Source organism: Bordetella sputigena (assembly GCF_965137885.1).
Taxonomy (GTDB): Bacteria; Pseudomonadota; Gammaproteobacteria; order Burkholderiales; family Burkholderiaceae_B; genus Bordetella_C; species Bordetella_C sputigena.
Genome location: NZ_CBCSCA010000006.1, coordinates 277,225 through 291,880, shown reverse-complemented (window position 1 = coordinate 291,880; position 14,656 = coordinate 277,225). Strand labels below are relative to the sequence as shown.

Here is a 14,656-nt window from a genome sequence, read left to right as displayed (position 1 = left end):
CTGGAGGCGCTCATGTTTACCTTCACCAAGACCGCCCGCGCAGTGGGCGCGGCGCTGGCAATCGGCGGCGCGCTGGCTGTCGCGGCCCCGGCTCACGCGGCCGGCACGCTGAACGTGGCCATCACCCAGGATGCCGGCAGTTGGGATCCCATCGATACCTTCGTGACCTGGTGGGGTTCGGTGGGCAGCAATCTGTTCGACGGTTTGACCATGCGCGGCGCGGACATGAAGCTGCAACCGGGGCTGGCCACCAGCTGGGAGTTCCTGGACAACGACACGCGCATCCGCTTCAAGCTGCGCGAGAACGTCAAGTTCCATGACGGCGAACCGTTCGATGCCAACGCGGTCAAGTTCACCTTCGAGCGTCTGCTGGGGCCGGAGGGCGCCAAGGGGCCGCAGCAGTCGAATTACAACTCCATCGACAAGGTCGTGGTGGTGGATGCGCACACCGTCGACTTCATGATGAAGCGGCCCGATCCCGTCATCCTGACCAAGCTGGCGGGTTATGGCGGCATGATCGTCCCGCCCAAGTACATCCAGGAGAAGGGCGACGCGTATTTCAACGAGCATCCGGTGGGGACGGGCCCGTTCAAGTTCGTCGAGTACAAGCCCAAGATCAGCCTGACGCTGGCGCGCAATGACGACTATTGGGGCGGCAAGCCGAAGCTGGATCAGGTGGTGTACCGCTTCATCGCCGAGCCGGCCACGCAGGTGGCCGAGCTGCAGGCCGGCCGCGTGGACATCGCCACCGCGGTGCCGCTGGGCCTGGTCGACACCATCAAGAAGTCCAGCAACGCCAGCATCGTCAGCACCAGCGGCCCCGGCACCGTGGTGGCACGCTACGACACGTCGCGCGGCATCACCAAGGACCGCGACGTGCGGCGCGCGCTGATCATGGCGGTCGATCGCGACGCCATTATCAAGCAACTGCTGCTGGGCTATGCCAAGCCGATCGCCAGCTTCCAGGGCGATCTGTCCTTTGGCTACGATCCGGCGCTCAAGCCGCTGCCCTTCAACCCGGCGGAAGCCAAGAAACTGCTCGCGAAGGCCGGCGTCAAGCCCGGCGCCGCGATCCAGCTGGATATCCGCGGCAGCGACTCGCAGTTCCGCGAGGTGGCGCAGGCCATCGCCGGCTATCTGCAGGGCGTGGGCATCAAGACGACCATCAAGCCCTATGAAACGCCGGTGCTGATCAACGACATCATTCCGCAGGGCAAGACCGGCGAGATGTGGCAGATGTACTGGGGCGGCTGGACCTACGACTACGACAATACCGCCTACCTGATGTACCACAGCGGGCAGAAGTGGAATCCCTACGACAAGGACGCCAAGCTGGACGCCATGCTGGAGGCCCAGCGCAATACCTACAAGGTGGATGAGCGGCAGAAGACGCTGCGCGAGATCGCGGCCTACGTGGCGGACAATGCGCTGGAAATGCCGCTGTATGCGCTGGATACCGTGGTGGGCGTGAACAAGCGCGTGAAGAACCTGACCGTGCCGGGCGATATCCGCTTCCGCTTCGTGGACACCAGTGTCGAGTGATGATGCAACAGTGACGCGATTCCGCGCGCGTCCGCCGGTTCCGGATTGTGCAATCCAGAACTGACGGGCGCGTCAGGCGGACGCTGAAAAGATGATCGGTTTTCTAATCAAACGCGTCCTGCAGGCGGTCTTCGTGATCGTCGCCGTGACATTGCTCGTTTCCTGGGCCGTGCGCATGACCGGCGATCCCGCCATCATGCTGAGCCAGGGCGCGGGCAGCGTCAGTGAGCAGGACCTGCAGAACATCCGGCAGGCATTGGGCCTGAACCGGCCGTTTTCGGTGCAGTACCTGTCGTACATGCATGGCATCTTGACCGGAGACTTCGGGCGCAGCTTCATGGGCGGTACGTCGGTGGCGCATCTGATCGGCGACGCCCTGCCGGCCACGCTGTTGCTGGCCTTCGTGTCGCTGGCGTTGTCCCTGGTGATTTCCATTCCGCTGGGCGTGCATGCGGCCGTGCATAAGGGCAAGGCGGCGGACCAGGCGATACGGATACTGTCGCTGGTGGGTTTGTCCTTTCCGAATTTCTGGCTGGCGCTGATGCTGGTGCTGCTGCTATCGATTACTTTCCCCTTGCTGCCGCCATCGGGGTGGGACGGCCCGATCAGCCTGATCATGCCGGCCCTGACCATGGGCGTGATCCTGAGCGCGACCAATGTGCGCCTGGTGCGCACGACCATGCTGGAAACCTTGTCGGCGCAGTACGTCATGGTGGCGCGCAGCAAAGGCCTGCGCGAACGCGTGGTGCTGTACAAGCATGCGCTGCGCAATTGCTCGATTCCGCTGATCACCTATATCGGCCTGCAGTTCGGCGGGCTGATCGGCGGCATCGTCGTGATCGAGAAAGTCTTCAACTGGCCCGGCATGGGCACGCTGGCCTTCGACGCCATCGCGGCACGCGATTATCCGGTGCTGCAGGGCACGGTGACCGTGCTGGCGCTGGTCATCATCATCGTCAACCTGCTGGTCGATATCGCCTACGGCATCGTCGACCCGCGCATCCGCATACGCTGAACCCATGCAAACGACGCTGACCGAAAACGCGGGCAAGCGGCGCTCGCGCAACCGCTTCCGTTCGCTGGAATTCGTGATGGGGGTGGTATTGACCGCCGCCGTCGTGCTGGCCGTGCTGTTTTCGGGATGGCTGTTCCCCGATGGCGGCGAAGCCATGGACCTGGCGGCGCGCCTCACGCCGCCTTTCCAGAGCCTGGCGCACGTGCTGGGCACCGATCCGCTGGGGCGCGACGTGCTGGCGCGCGTGGTGGTGGGTGGGCAGATATCCTTGACCGCGGGCTTTGTGTCGGTGATCTTCGGCGCGCTGCTCGGCACCGTCATGGGTTTGATCGCCGGCTATTACCGCGGGTTCTGGGACGTGATCGTGATGCGCTTCGCCGACGTGCAGCTGGCGCTGCCTTTCATCCTGGTGGCGATCACCTTCATCTCCATCCTGGGCGGCGGGTTGTTCAACGTGATTTTTTTCATGGTCATTTCGCAGTGGGTGCAGTACGCGCGCCTGGTGCGCGGTCAGGTGCTGGCCTTGCGCGAACGGGAATTCGTGCAGGCCGCTCGCGCCTTCGGCGTACGGGATCTGGCCATGATCCGGCATCACATCGTCCCGAATCTGCTGGGGCCGCTGATCATCCTGATGGCGCTGAACGTCGCCAACAACATCCTGCTGGAGAGCAGCCTGACCTTCCTGGGCCTGGGCGTGGACCCGACGATACCCAGCTGGGGCGGAATGCTGGCCGACGGGCGCACCTATTTGCAGACGGCCTGGTGGGTGAGCGTGTTCCCCGGGCTGGCCATCATGCTGACCGTACTGGGACTGAACCTGCTGGGGGACTGGCTGCGCGATCGTCTCGATCCGACTGGAAAGGTATAAGCCATGACTGTGTTGCTGGACAGGGTTATCGATCGCACGCTGGATGCGTGGGTGCGCGAGTTCGAGGCGGAGGAATACCGCGGCGCGCGCGTGCAGGCCTGGCTGTTCGAAGACGAAGCGGCGCGGCGCGCGGCGGAGCGCCGCTTGGCGGCCGCCGGCGTCACAGCCGTATTCCGCAGTGCGTATAAGCCATTGGTGCATTTCTTCCTGGAAGAGGTGGATGTCGAAGGGCTGGAAGCCGTTTCGGTACGCTACCCCGTACGGCAGGAAGCGGTGCGGCGGCGGTTCACGCTGGAAGCCTATCCCCTGGCGGGCGTGTTGGGCGATGTCGACGTGGCGTTCATCGCCGGCGATGCCGATCTGCATTACGACGTGACGTTGACCTATGCCGATGGCCGCACGGAAACCGCGCGCGTGTTCGCGCCGAACCGCCTGGCCGAGGACCACGCCGGCGTGGTGAACCTGTCACCCACCGGCTGGGTACGCGTCGACGGACGCGCGGACGGCGTAGAGATCGACGAAGCGCGGGCCACGGAGTTCGCCCAGGTATTCGAGGAGATCGTCGGCGCGGTGCGCGCTTATCCGTGGGGCGACAAGGAGCCGTACTTCGAGCGCCTGGACATCCGCGTCGATATTCCGGCCATCGAGCGCGACCTGCATTACCACGACGAGGTGATCAGCACGGTCGAGGCGTTGCATGAAGATTTGTATTTCGGCTTGCTGGAGGTCTTCCAGCGTCATTCCGGACGCCCGCTGGGCAATCGCGGCCTGCAGCCGGGGCAGATCGTGCCGGACGTCCGGTGGGTGGACGGGCCGGCGCGGGTGTTGGTCGAGCTGAAGGCTTTCCCTGTCGCGGCCGTGACGACCCCGGATGGCGCAGGCGCGCCACTGGACCAGGTGGATGGCGCGCTGTCGTTCGGCCGTATCGCCCATGAGATGGGCCTGATCGGCGGCGAGCCTTATACGGCGCGGACGCGGCAGGGCAGGCCGGTGCTCTGTACCTACGTCAAGGGCGCGAACCGGCCGGTCGTGATTTCGGGCGGCCAGCACGCCAACGAGACGTCCGGCGTGGTCGGCGCGCTGCGAGCGGCGCGGGAACTGCGGGATCAGCCGGGCGCGCATTTTGTTTTGTTCGCGTCGGAGAACCCCGACGGGTATGCCTTGCATCGCGAGTTGTGCGAGCACAACCCGCGCCATATGGCGCATGCGGCGCGCTATTCGGCGCTGGGCGATGATCTGGCGTATCGCGAGCGCGCGCCGTGGTATGAGCGTGAGGCGCGCCGCAAGGCTTACGAGATGAGCGGCGCGGAGTTGCACATCAATCTGCATGGCTATCCCGCGCATGAATGGACGCGGCCGTTGTCGGGATATCTGCCGCGCGGGTTCGAGCTGTGGACGGTCCCCAAGGGCTTCTTTCTGGTAATGCGTCATCATCCGGGCCGGCTGGATGAGGCGAATACGCTGCTGTCGCATGTCACGGCGCGGCTGGCGGCCAGGGTGCCTGAACTGGTGGAATTCAATGCCCATCAGATGCGGATGTTCGAAACCCATGCTCTGCAGCGCGGTTTCGAGGTGATGCATGGGATCCCGGTGCAGCGCACCGAAGGCGTGGTGGAAGACGTGCCTTTGGTGTTGATATCCGAATTCCCGGATGAGACGGTTTATGGCGATGCGTTTCGCTTCGCGCATACCGTGCAGATGGAGACGGTGTTGGCGGCGGTGGAGGGGTATCTGGCGATGACGGCTACCGACGGGGGCTAATGTCGGTATTGCTTTGTTGTCGGCGTTTGATTTTTGGCGGTTGGTGGGTGACCCGCGTTTTGTTTTAACGCCCGGTCTCAGCGCGGGAAGGAACTAGGTGGTTTTCGGCCAGTCGATTGATCTTTGACCCGATTAAGGACAGCGCCATGCGACAACCTACTTCCATCTTCCTTGTTCTGGATATGCAGAACGACCTGGTCCATGCGGATGGCCCGAATGGCAAGGGGCCGCTGGCGGAGCAGGTCCAGGGGCGGCAACTGGTCGCGAAGACGGCCAGGGCCATCGCCAAAGCCCGCGCCGCGGGTATCGCCGTGGGGTTCGTGCGCGTCGGGTTTTCGGAGGGATATCCGGAATGTCCGGAAGGGTCCCAGGTATTTTCGGCGGCGCCGCAGCATGGATTGTTCAAGCTGGGGGCCTGGGGGACGGAGATCCATCCGGACCTGGAGCAGCGGCCGGGCGACGTGCAAGTCGTCAAGCACCGGGTCAGCCCGTTCTATTCCACCACGCTTGAGGTGCAGTTGCGCGCGCGCAATGTGCAGCGTATTTACTGCTCCGGGGTGTCGACCCAGGCCGTCGTTCAAGCGACGGTTCGTGACGGGCACGATCGCGATTTTGAAATGATCGTGCTGGAAGATCTCTGCGCGGCGCACACGGCGCAGGAGCATGCCAATTCCATGGGGAGTATCGGGCGGTTCTGCAAGGTGGAATCCAGCGAGACGGTGGTGTTCGCCCATCCTTGAAGGGCAGCCGGGGCGCCGCGGACGCCAGCCGGGCCGGCCTTGGACCGCAAGACAGGCGCCCCGGGAGTCTGCTAGAATCGCGGATTGCCGTTTTTCGGAACGGCAGCAAGACGAAAGGGGCGACGGCCGGATGGCACTCCCCCGCTAGCAGTACCGGATCAGGACAGGTGGCCGAGCGGTTGAAGGCGCACGCCTGGAAAGCGTGTATACGTCAAAAGCGTATCGGGGGTTCGAATCCCCCTCTGTCCGCCAAGAATATTACTCAGTTTGCCCCTGCGTTGCCCCCCAAACCCGCGTGAATATCGATTCCGCGGGTTTTTGTTTGCCTGCATTGACCCATGATGCTCTTTGGGTTGATGGCCATCGGCCAAAACTGGCAACAGTAGCAAAGCGATTGTTTGCCTGTCGCAGACAATGATTCCGCGAGCCGCGGCTTTATCCTCACACCGCGACCTTCTAAAGTGCGTTGCCCTGCAAGCATTTTGAAAGGAACGCTAATCATGACCGCCCGCGACGTAGTCACCCCGGCCCAGCCTCACGCCCTGTACGAGTTGCATCGCTATTCCCCCGCTATCCGCGCAAATGGGCTGCTATTTGTGTCCGGTCAGGTCGGCGCCAGGACCGATGGCTCGCCCGAGCCGGATTTCGATGAGCAGGTGCGCCTGGCATTCCGGAACCTGAACGGCATCCTGTCCGCGGCCGGTTGCAGCTTCAGCGACGTCGTCGATGTGACTGTGTTCATGGTGGATCCGCACACCCATTTTGAACGCGCGTGGGCCGTAGTCGCGGAATACTGGGGCGAGGCGCCCTATCCGACGGTGACCGCCGTCGGTGTGACTTGGCTGGCCGGCTTCGATTTCGAGATCAAGGTGATTGCGAAGCTGCCTGAAGCCGCAGGCTCCTGAGGCCGTCGCAGTTTTCGCTGAAGCGATTCCGGTAAACCATCGGCGCCCACGGCGCGCGCCGTGGTTTCCTCCGTCCATTCCGGATTGTCGTCATCCGGCTGATCAATGGGCTTGTTCATAACGGCGTACCTCCCACTTATTGGCTATCCGAATTGTTGTGACCCCAATTTTGGACTATAACGACGATCGATTGATCGTCGTGAACACGATCAACCTGGGTTGAATGCCCAGGGATCTCGAATAGCCTGATTCAGGGGTACGCATAGTGCGCTCGAAAGAGTCGAGTTTTTGGTGGTCGGTGCAGGGTGAGTGGGTAGAGGAACCCAACAACCGCCGCGGGGGCTTCAGTGGTGTGCAGCGCGTCGTTCTGCCCGAGTCGGGGGACTGCTATTACGTCAAGCGGCAGCGCAATCACCTTTTTCGCAGCGCCCGCTATCCAATGGGACGACCGACACTGTTGCGTGAGTGGCGAAGCATGCGCTTCTGCCAGAAGATAGGGGTGCCGACCGCGCCCGTGGTGTTCTTCGAGATGCGGCGGGACGAGCAGGGCTGGGACGCCATTCTGGTGACGCGCGATCTGCGCGGTTACGTCAGCCTGGATCGCGCCTTTACGGAAGACCTGTGGTCCGCCGAGCAGCGCGCGGCGGCCCTGCGCGCGGTCGCGGCCACCCTGATATCGCTGCATCGCGCGCGCCGCAAGCACGGCCACCTTTATCCGAAGGAAGTCTTCGTCAACCTCGCCGGTGCGCGGCCGACGGTGGCCATCGTGGACTGGGAGCTCAGTCGCTACTGCCTGACCGCTTCGCGGGCAGCCCGGCCGGACGTGCGGCGCATGTTGAAGTCGCTGGCTGGTTCGGGTATGACGCAGGATGAACTGCGCCTGTTCATCGACGAATACCGCGCGAGCGGTATCAAGCTGCCACCGTTGCCGCAGCTGATCGGCTCTTCCGGTGTGCCGGCCGGTGCCACCGGGCCGGACCAGCCTCCTACGAGTCTGCGCGGCTGAAGGCGCTATGGATTCTCGTCGCGCTGGGTAAGTCGGCACGTTCGATATCGACATGGATAAGCGCGTAGGGACATGACAGCGCGCCGGTTTCCGAGTGCGCGATTAGCCCGAGTTTTGCCAGTGCGGTGACGTCATCACGCACACGCTTTATGTCATGGCCTAGACGGCGAGCGAGTTCCCGTACGCCGACGGTACCTGCACTCTGCAGCTCAGCGAGCATTGCCCAACGGTTAGAAGTAAGGCAGGAGAAGAAGGCGCTGGGCGTTTCGAAGTTGAGCGTTTCGCCCTGGTACGTACCCAGCTTCATACGCGCGCCGGCTTCGCGCAAGGCGGTGGCCCAATCGCGGCGAGCGGTGATGGTCAGTTTGCGTTCCACCGTCATTTTCTCCGGTTCACTTTAGCGGTAAAGTCTTTTGCAAATTCAGAAAACACTCCACCGTCAACGGACATGTATCGAGGCGAGCCATACGCTGGTGCCCTTGGCTATCCGTGCTCACTTCGAGGCAAGAGTATGGCTCAATCCCTGAGAATAGATTTCGTATCCGATGTCGCGTGTCCCTGGTGCGCGGTTGGGTTGGCCTCGCTGCAACGGGCGATTGCCAACGTGGGCGATGCGGTGGATGCGCAGATCGTCATGCATCCGTTCGAGTTGAATCCGGATATGAAGCCCGAAGGCGAGGCCTTGGTGGACTATATCGGCAAGAAGTATGGGCGCACGCCCGAGCAGATTGCCGAGTCGCAGGCCATGATCCGCGAGCGTGGCGCGAGTGTGGGCTTCAGCTTTGGTCAGCGTAGCCGCGTCTACAACACCTTCGATGCGCACCGTTTGCTGTTCTGGGCTGGTATCGAGGGCAAGCAGTTGCCGCTGAAGATGGCGCTGTTGCAGGCCTACCATTCCGACGGCAAGGATCCGAGCAACCACGACGTCCTGGTGGAAGCCGCGCAGTCGGCGGGCCTGGATGCCGAGCGTGCGCGTGAAGTGCTGGACAGCGGCCGCTATGCGGACGAGGTGCGCGCCGAGGAGCAGGAATATATGGCGCTGGGTATCCAGTCCGTGCCGGCGATTATCTTCAATCGGAAGTACCTGGTCAGCGGCGGGCAGCCGGTGGAGGCTTTCGAGCAGGCCATACGGCAGATCCTGGAGGAAACGTAAGAAGTCTGCCGTAGCTTGAAGATCGCCGGCGGGTAGCGTTCTTGTCAGGAAACGGCGATAGCGCGTTGTGCGGATGTGCCGTCGTCCGCGCCCATAACGCGCCCATGCATGGCCTGGCAGTGTTGCACCAACCCAGGCTGCGATACGACGTACGCCCGCAGCGGCGTGTCGATGGGATAGAACAGGATGTTCGCGACGAAGCCGTAGATGCTGGCGTCTATGCTGGTCGGCGTGGCGCCGAAGAAGAAGGGCTTGGTGTCGAGCATCCCGGCGATGGCGCGCAGGTCGTCCAGGCCGCGGCGGTAGGCTTCTTCGGGCGCGTAGCGGCCTATGCCCTGGTAGCGGTAGCGCTCGAAGTTGTAGGCGCGGGCGGCGTCCATTTCTGCGGCGGTGACGTTCGGATGGGCGTGCAGGATGGCGTCGCGGAAGGCCGGCCAGTAGCGGTCGTCCTTCCAGCGTGAATAAGACATGGCCCAATAGAGATCGTCCAGGACGCGGTTTACGCAGAAGCCCTGGGTATGCTGCTGCGCGCTCAGGCCGTCGTCGATGGTCAGGGCATGCCGGTCTATCAGGTGCGCGATGATGGCGCTGCTGTCGCCGACGATGATGCCGTCGTCGTCGATGTACGGCAGCTGGCCGTGCGGCGCCTGGCGGCTGTCGAAAATATGTTGATGGATGAAAGGCAGCCCGGTCAGGCGCAGGAAGGCGTAGACCTTCAGGCCGAAGGGATTGTTGTCGGCGACGCCGAATAGCTCGGGGTAGGAATAGAGTGTGAGCATGGACGTTTCCGTTCGGGTCCGGGCCTGCCGCCGTGCGTCCATGCTACTGCGCCGGCATGCCTGTTTCCAGCATCCGATACACGTCCGGCGCGGCGGCCTGTGTGATCGCCTCGACAATGTAGGCCGTCAATGCCGGTACGAGCGGATGCGGCTCCTGGCCTTGCAGCGTGGCGATGCCAAGCCGGTATTCCATGGCGGGGCGGAAGGGCCGCCGTTCGATGTCCGGGTTGTGGTCCAGGCTGGCCAGCAGGCCGTTGACGATGGACACGCCCAGTCCCTGCGCGACGAATTTGCATGCCATTTCCACGGAGTGCACCTCCGCGCGGACACGCGGGCGTGCCCGGGCCTTGCGGAAGACCTGATCGATGTCGTCGCGCAGCGGGCGCTGGCGTCCCAGCAGCACCACGTCGATGTCGTCCAGGTCCGCGGCGGTGATCTCCGACAGTGCCAGCAGCCGATGACCACGCGGAAGTATGCATACCGCTTCGGTGGACATCAGCGGGATCGTGTGCAGGCCGCTGTGTTGCGTCGGCAGGCGCAGCAGCGACATGTCCGCTTCGCGTCCCAGCACCGAGATTTCACCGTGTTCGTAGGCGCCTGAGAAGACTTCCAGCACGGCATCCGGGTGGTCCGCCATGAACCGTCGCGCAACTTGCGGCATGATCAGATGGGCGACTGTGGTGGGCAGCTGCACGCGCAATAGCGTACGCCGCGTGCCGCCCAGTCTCAGCTGGTTGACGTGGCGGTGAAAGCCCGCGGCGCCGGCCATCATTTGTTCCACGTCCGGCAGGAGGTATTCCGCTTCCGCGGTCGGATGCAGGCGACCCTTGCGGCGCACGAAAAGCGCGATGCCGAGATCGGCCTCGAACTGGCTGAGCAGGCGGCTGACGGCGGACTGCGACAGGCCCAGCCGGTCGGCCGCTTCTATGGTCGAACCCGCGGCCATGAAGGCGCGGAAGGCTTCCAGCTGCTTGTAGTTCATCGTCATGGCGTGGGAGGGCAAAGTCGGTATGGGCGTCGAGCCTGGGCCGGAAACCGCGGAGCGCTCGGACAGGGGGCGGGAAACGCCCGTCAGGGTAAACACTTAAATTCCCGCAAAGCGCATAGGCGCATGCGGCGTAAGCATAGCGTTGCGGGTGCGGAAGGATGCACGCAAGATGCGCATGCCGATGGCCGCATGCCGTGCGCGCTGCCCGCGGGCTATCCCGCTTGTCTGCGCGTGGCGTGCGCGCATCGTGTCGGCGCCGGTCGCCTGTCGTAGCCGCCCAGGGAGGTATCGCCAAATGTCCGTGTTCAATCCGTTGCGCCCAAGCGCTGCCCAAACAACGGGGCGCCCTCGCGCCGGGAATCTCAACGCGACGCGGAACGTCATGGTTGCATTGGTCCTGGGATGCTGCGCCCTGGCCGCCACGGCGCCGGCATTGGCCCGCCCGCTGACCATCGCCGAAGCGGCCGAGCCTTCGTCCATGGACCCGCTGTTTTCCCGCACGGGCAACAACCAGCAGGCGGCGGAAAACATCTACGAGCGCCTGGTTTCCACGGACGAGAATATGCAGCTCCAGCCTGGCCTGGCCGTGTCCTGGAAGGCGACGGCGCCCGACACCTGGGAAGTGAAGCTGAGACCCGGCGTGATGTTCCATGACGGTACGCCGCTGACGCCGGAGGACGTGGTCTTTTCCATGCAGCGCGCCGGCGACGCGCCCAACAGCCCGGCCCCGTTCACGGGCGCGGTGCGCAGCATCGCCGGCATGGACATCGTTGACGGCTCGACCATCCGCTTCCATACCAAGGGCCCGGTGCCGGACTTCATGGAGCAGATAGGCTTGGTGTACATCCTGGCGAAGCATGCCGCCGAAGGTCGCAAGAGCGACGACTTCAACAAGGGACCGGCCGCCATCGGCACCGGGCCGTACAAGTTCCGCTCCTGGCAGCCCGGCGATCGCCTGGAGCTGGAGCGCAACGACCATTACTGGGGCAGGAAGCCGGACTTCGAACGCCTGACGATCCGCTATATCAGCAACGGCGCGAGCCGCGTTGCCGCCTTGCTGGCCGGGACCGTGGACCTGATCGACAGCGTGCCGCCGAACGACGCGCCCAAGCTGGCGGCCAATCCCGCGATCAAGGTGTTCTCTTCTCCATCGGCCCGCCTGATCTATCTGGCGCTGGACTCCGCGCGCGATCGCAGCCCCTTCATTACCGACAGCGGCGGCCAGCCCATGGACGCCAATCCGTTGAAGGATGTGCGGGTGCGCCAGGCGATCTCGGCATTGATCATGCGCGAGCCGATCACCGCCCGGCTGCTGAGCGGGGCGGGTGTTCCGGCCGGGCAGATGGTGCCGGAAGGCCTGGGCGGCTACAGCCCCAAGTTGCCCGCGCCGAAATATGATCCCGCGGCCGCCAAGGCCTTGTTGGCCGCGGCCGGTTATCCCCATGGTTTCGGCTTGACCATCCATACCTCCAACGACCGCTTTTTCGGCGATAGCGAGATCGGGCAGGCGGTGGGACAGATGCTGGCGCGGGGCGGGTTGCGGATCAATGGCGTGGTCACCCAGCCCTATAACGTCTATGCCGGCGCCGCCGCCAAGCAGAGCTATAGCGCGTTCATCTTCTCTTATGGCAATAGCACCAGCGACTCGGCCAACGGGCTGACCAATGTGCTGGCCACGTACGATGCCGCCAAGGGCACCGGCGCTTTCAACCGGTCTCGCTATTCCAATCCGGCGTTCGATCGCTTGCTGGACCAGGCCTCGTCGCAGTTCGACCCCGCGCAGCGCAATGCGTTATTGCGGCAGGCCGCCGAAACCGCGTTCAACGATGTGGCCATCGTGCCGCTCTATTTCCCGGTGGTGCAATGGGCCGCGCGCAAGGGCATTGTGTTCCACGCCAATAAGCTGGAACGCACATCGGCGCAGTATCTGGAAGAGGCCAGGCAATGAAGACGGATATCGGAGCGCCCGAGATACTGCGCGATGTGATGGTGCCGATGCGCGACGGCGTGCGGCTGGCAACCGATATCCACATGCCGACCGGGTATCGGGTCGGCGTCGATGCGCCGCTACCGGTCATCCTGGAGCGCACGCCTTACGGCAAGGCGGAGATATCACGGTCGGAACGCATAGCCGGTCGCCAGGGTGTGCCGCGCGCGGAAGTGGCGCGCTATTTCGCCGCGCACGGTTATGCCGTGGTGTTCCAGGATTGCCGCGGGCGCTACGGCTCGGAAGGCCACTTCGTCAAATACCTGTCGGATGGCGAGGACGGCTACGACACCTTCGACTGGATCGTGCGCCAGCCCTGGTGTGACGGGAAGGTCGGCACGATGGGCCTGTCGTACGCCGCCCATACACAGATGGCCGCCGCCTGCCTGAACCCACCGGGACTGGCGTGCATGGTGGTGGATTCGGGCGGCTTTTCCAACGGCTATCAGTGCGGCATCCGGCAGTCGGGCGCGTTCGAGTTGAAGCAGGCCACGTGGGCGTTCAAGCAGGCCCGGCTCAGCCCGGCCGCGCAGCGCGACCCGCTGATCGCGGCGGCGCTGGACCGCCAGGATATCCGGCAGTGGTTCACGCGCATGCCGTGGCGGCCGGGCCATTCGCCGTTGAAATTCGTGCCGGAATACGAGGACTATCTGTTCGAGCAGTGGCGCGCGGACACCTTCGATGACGCGTGGCGGCGCGTGGGTATTTATGCGCAAGGCTACTACGACGCCATTCCCGATATTCCCATCGTGCTGATGTCCAGCTGGTACGACGCCTATGTGCGCACGACCATGGAGAATTACGAAGGACTGACGCGTGGCCGGCGCGCGCCGGTGCGGCTGATCATGGGGCCCTGGCTGCATGGGGATCGCAATACCCCTTACTCCGGCGATGCGGATTTTGGCGAAACCGCGATGCTGGATGGCCATATCGCCGAGCATTGGCTGGCGTTCCGGCTGGCGTGGTTCGATCGCTGGCTGAAAGCGACGCACGACGAGGCCCGCGCGGCGAGCGATCCCGTGGCACGCCTGTTCCTGATGGGCGGCGGCAGCGGACGGCGCCTGGCTTCGGGGCGCTTCGATCATGGCGGACGCTGGGTCCTTGCTTCGGGCTGGCCGGTGCCCGAAGCCGTCGACACGACCTTCTATCTGCATGCGGATGGCAGCCTGTCGCGAGAAATGCCCGTCACGACGGGCGCGCGGATTTCCTACGCGGCCGATCCACGACGTCCCGTACCCACCATCGGCGGCTCGCTGACTTCCGGCGAGCCGGTGTTTTCCGGCGGCGGATTCGACCAGCGCGAGGACGAGCGCTTCTTCGGTTGCGTGCAGCCCGGCATGCCCCTGGCCGCGCGCGATGACGTGCTGGTGTTCCAGACGCCGCCGCTGGAGCGGGACTGCGCGGTGATAGGGCCGATCGTCGTGCGGCTGGCGATTTCCTCGGATGCGCCGGATACGGATTTCACCGCCAAGCTGATCGATGTCTACCCGCCCAGCGCGGACTATCCGGAAGGCTATGCGCTGAACATCACGGACGGCATTTTTCGCTGCCGATTCCACGCCTCCTGGGAGCAGGCCACGCCGCTGCAGCCGGACAAGGTGTATGAGATCACCATCGAGCCCTTCGCCACTTGCAATCTGTTCCAGCAAGGGCACCGCATCCGGCTGGATATCGCCAGCAGCAATTTCCCGAAGTACGACGTCAACCCGAATACGGGCGCATCCGCCGTCGACGGGCGTGTGACGCGCATCGCGGTGAACACGGTGCATGTGTCGCCGGAGCATCCGTCGTCGCTGGTGTTGCCGCTGGCGGAGCCGGCACGGTTGAAGCCGCTCGATGGAACCGCTTGATATCCCTCGGATTGCCTAGATCCGACGCCGTAACCCCATAGCGTATGCCGTCGCGACGCGTC

General features: G+C 64.0%; 13 protein-coding genes and 1 tRNA gene. 11 read left to right on the top strand and 3 right to left on the bottom strand.

The genetic code is table 11. The features are described from left to right. The first annotated feature begins 12 nt into the window (after nt 1-12). The 8 genes from ACNA0R_RS14235 (at nt 13) to ACNA0R_RS14200 (ending at nt 7,837) form a co-directional block, all read left to right on the top strand. Nucleotides 13-1,542 (top strand): ABC transporter substrate-binding protein, encoded by a 1,530-nt coding sequence (locus ACNA0R_RS14235; RefSeq protein ID WP_415826661.1) that lies wholly within the window; start codon nt 13-15, stop codon nt 1,540-1,542. Nucleotides 1,543-1,633: 91 nt separating this feature from the next. Further along, nucleotides 1,634-2,557 carry an ABC transporter permease gene (locus tag ACNA0R_RS14230; protein ID WP_415826660.1) on the top strand — a complete coding sequence of 308 codons (924 nt, stop codon included), beginning with the start codon at nt 1,634-1,636 and terminating at the stop codon, nt 2,555-2,557. A 4-nt stretch (nt 2,558-2,561) separates the two neighbouring features. Beyond that, nucleotides 2,562-3,425 carry an ABC transporter permease gene (locus ACNA0R_RS14225; RefSeq protein ID WP_415826659.1) on the top strand — a complete coding sequence of 288 codons (864 nt, stop codon included), beginning with the start codon at nt 2,562-2,564 and terminating at the stop codon, nt 3,423-3,425. Between the two features lie 3 nt (nt 3,426-3,428). Continuing rightward, on the top strand, nt 3,429-5,186 hold the full coding sequence (locus tag ACNA0R_RS14220; protein WP_415826658.1) for a M14 family metallopeptidase: 1,758 nt from the start codon (nt 3,429-3,431) through the stop codon (nt 5,184-5,186). Between the two features lie 146 nt (nt 5,187-5,332). Further along, nucleotides 5,333-5,926 carry a cysteine hydrolase family protein gene (locus ACNA0R_RS14215; RefSeq protein ID WP_415826657.1) on the top strand — a complete coding sequence of 198 codons (594 nt, stop codon included), beginning with the start codon at nt 5,333-5,335 and terminating at the stop codon, nt 5,924-5,926. 161 nt (nt 5,927-6,087) lie between these two features. Further along, nucleotides 6,088-6,178, top strand: a tRNA-Ser gene (locus ACNA0R_RS14210). A gap of 248 nt (nt 6,179-6,426) precedes the next feature. Beyond that, complete coding sequence (locus tag ACNA0R_RS14205; protein ID WP_415826656.1) at nt 6,427-6,831, top strand: RidA family protein; 405 nt, start codon at nt 6,427-6,429, stop codon at nt 6,829-6,831. 265 nt (nt 6,832-7,096) lie between these two features. Beyond that, entirely contained in the window at nt 7,097-7,837 is a 741-nt protein-coding gene (locus ACNA0R_RS14200) for a lipopolysaccharide kinase InaA family protein (protein ID WP_415826655.1), read from the top strand. On the opposite strand, the gene ACNA0R_RS14195 is transcribed toward ACNA0R_RS14200, so the two are convergent. Beyond that, nucleotides 7,818-8,213 carry an HVO_A0114 family putative DNA-binding protein gene (locus ACNA0R_RS14195; RefSeq protein ID WP_415826654.1) on the bottom strand — a complete coding sequence of 132 codons (396 nt, stop codon included), beginning with the start codon at nt 8,211-8,213 and terminating at the stop codon, nt 7,818-7,820. The two genes, ACNA0R_RS14200 and ACNA0R_RS14195, sit on opposite strands and share 20 nt — an antisense overlap. A gap of 135 nt (nt 8,214-8,348) precedes the next feature. Between ACNA0R_RS14195 and ACNA0R_RS14190 the strand changes: the two genes are divergently transcribed. Then, nucleotides 8,349-8,990, top strand: coding sequence for a DsbA family oxidoreductase (locus ACNA0R_RS14190; protein ID WP_415826653.1), 642 nt, complete (start codon nt 8,349-8,351; stop codon nt 8,988-8,990). Nucleotides 8,991-9,034: 44 nt separating this feature from the next. Here ACNA0R_RS14190 and ACNA0R_RS14185 read toward each other — a convergent pair whose 3' ends face one another. Beyond that, nucleotides 9,035-9,769 carry a glutathione S-transferase family protein gene (locus ACNA0R_RS14185; protein WP_415826652.1) on the bottom strand — a complete coding sequence of 245 codons (735 nt, stop codon included), beginning with the start codon at nt 9,767-9,769 and terminating at the stop codon, nt 9,035-9,037. A 43-nt stretch (nt 9,770-9,812) separates the two neighbouring features. Next, entirely contained in the window at nt 9,813-10,751 is a 939-nt protein-coding gene (locus ACNA0R_RS14180; protein WP_415826651.1) for a LysR family transcriptional regulator, read from the bottom strand. A 388-nt stretch (nt 10,752-11,139) separates the two neighbouring features. On the opposite strand from ACNA0R_RS14180, the gene ACNA0R_RS14175 reads away from it, so the two are divergent. Together ACNA0R_RS14175 and ACNA0R_RS14170 are read left to right on the top strand one after the other, a co-directional pair. Next, entirely contained in the window at nt 11,140-12,705 is a 1,566-nt protein-coding gene (locus tag ACNA0R_RS14175) for an ABC transporter substrate-binding protein (RefSeq protein ID WP_415826650.1), read from the top strand. Further along, a complete protein-coding gene (locus tag ACNA0R_RS14170) occupies nt 12,702-14,594 on the top strand; it encodes a CocE/NonD family hydrolase (RefSeq protein WP_415826649.1) in 1,893 nt (630 codons plus the stop codon). Before ACNA0R_RS14175 ends, ACNA0R_RS14170 begins: the two co-directional genes overlap by 4 nt. The last annotated feature ends 62 nt before the right edge of the window (nt 14,595-14,656 follow it).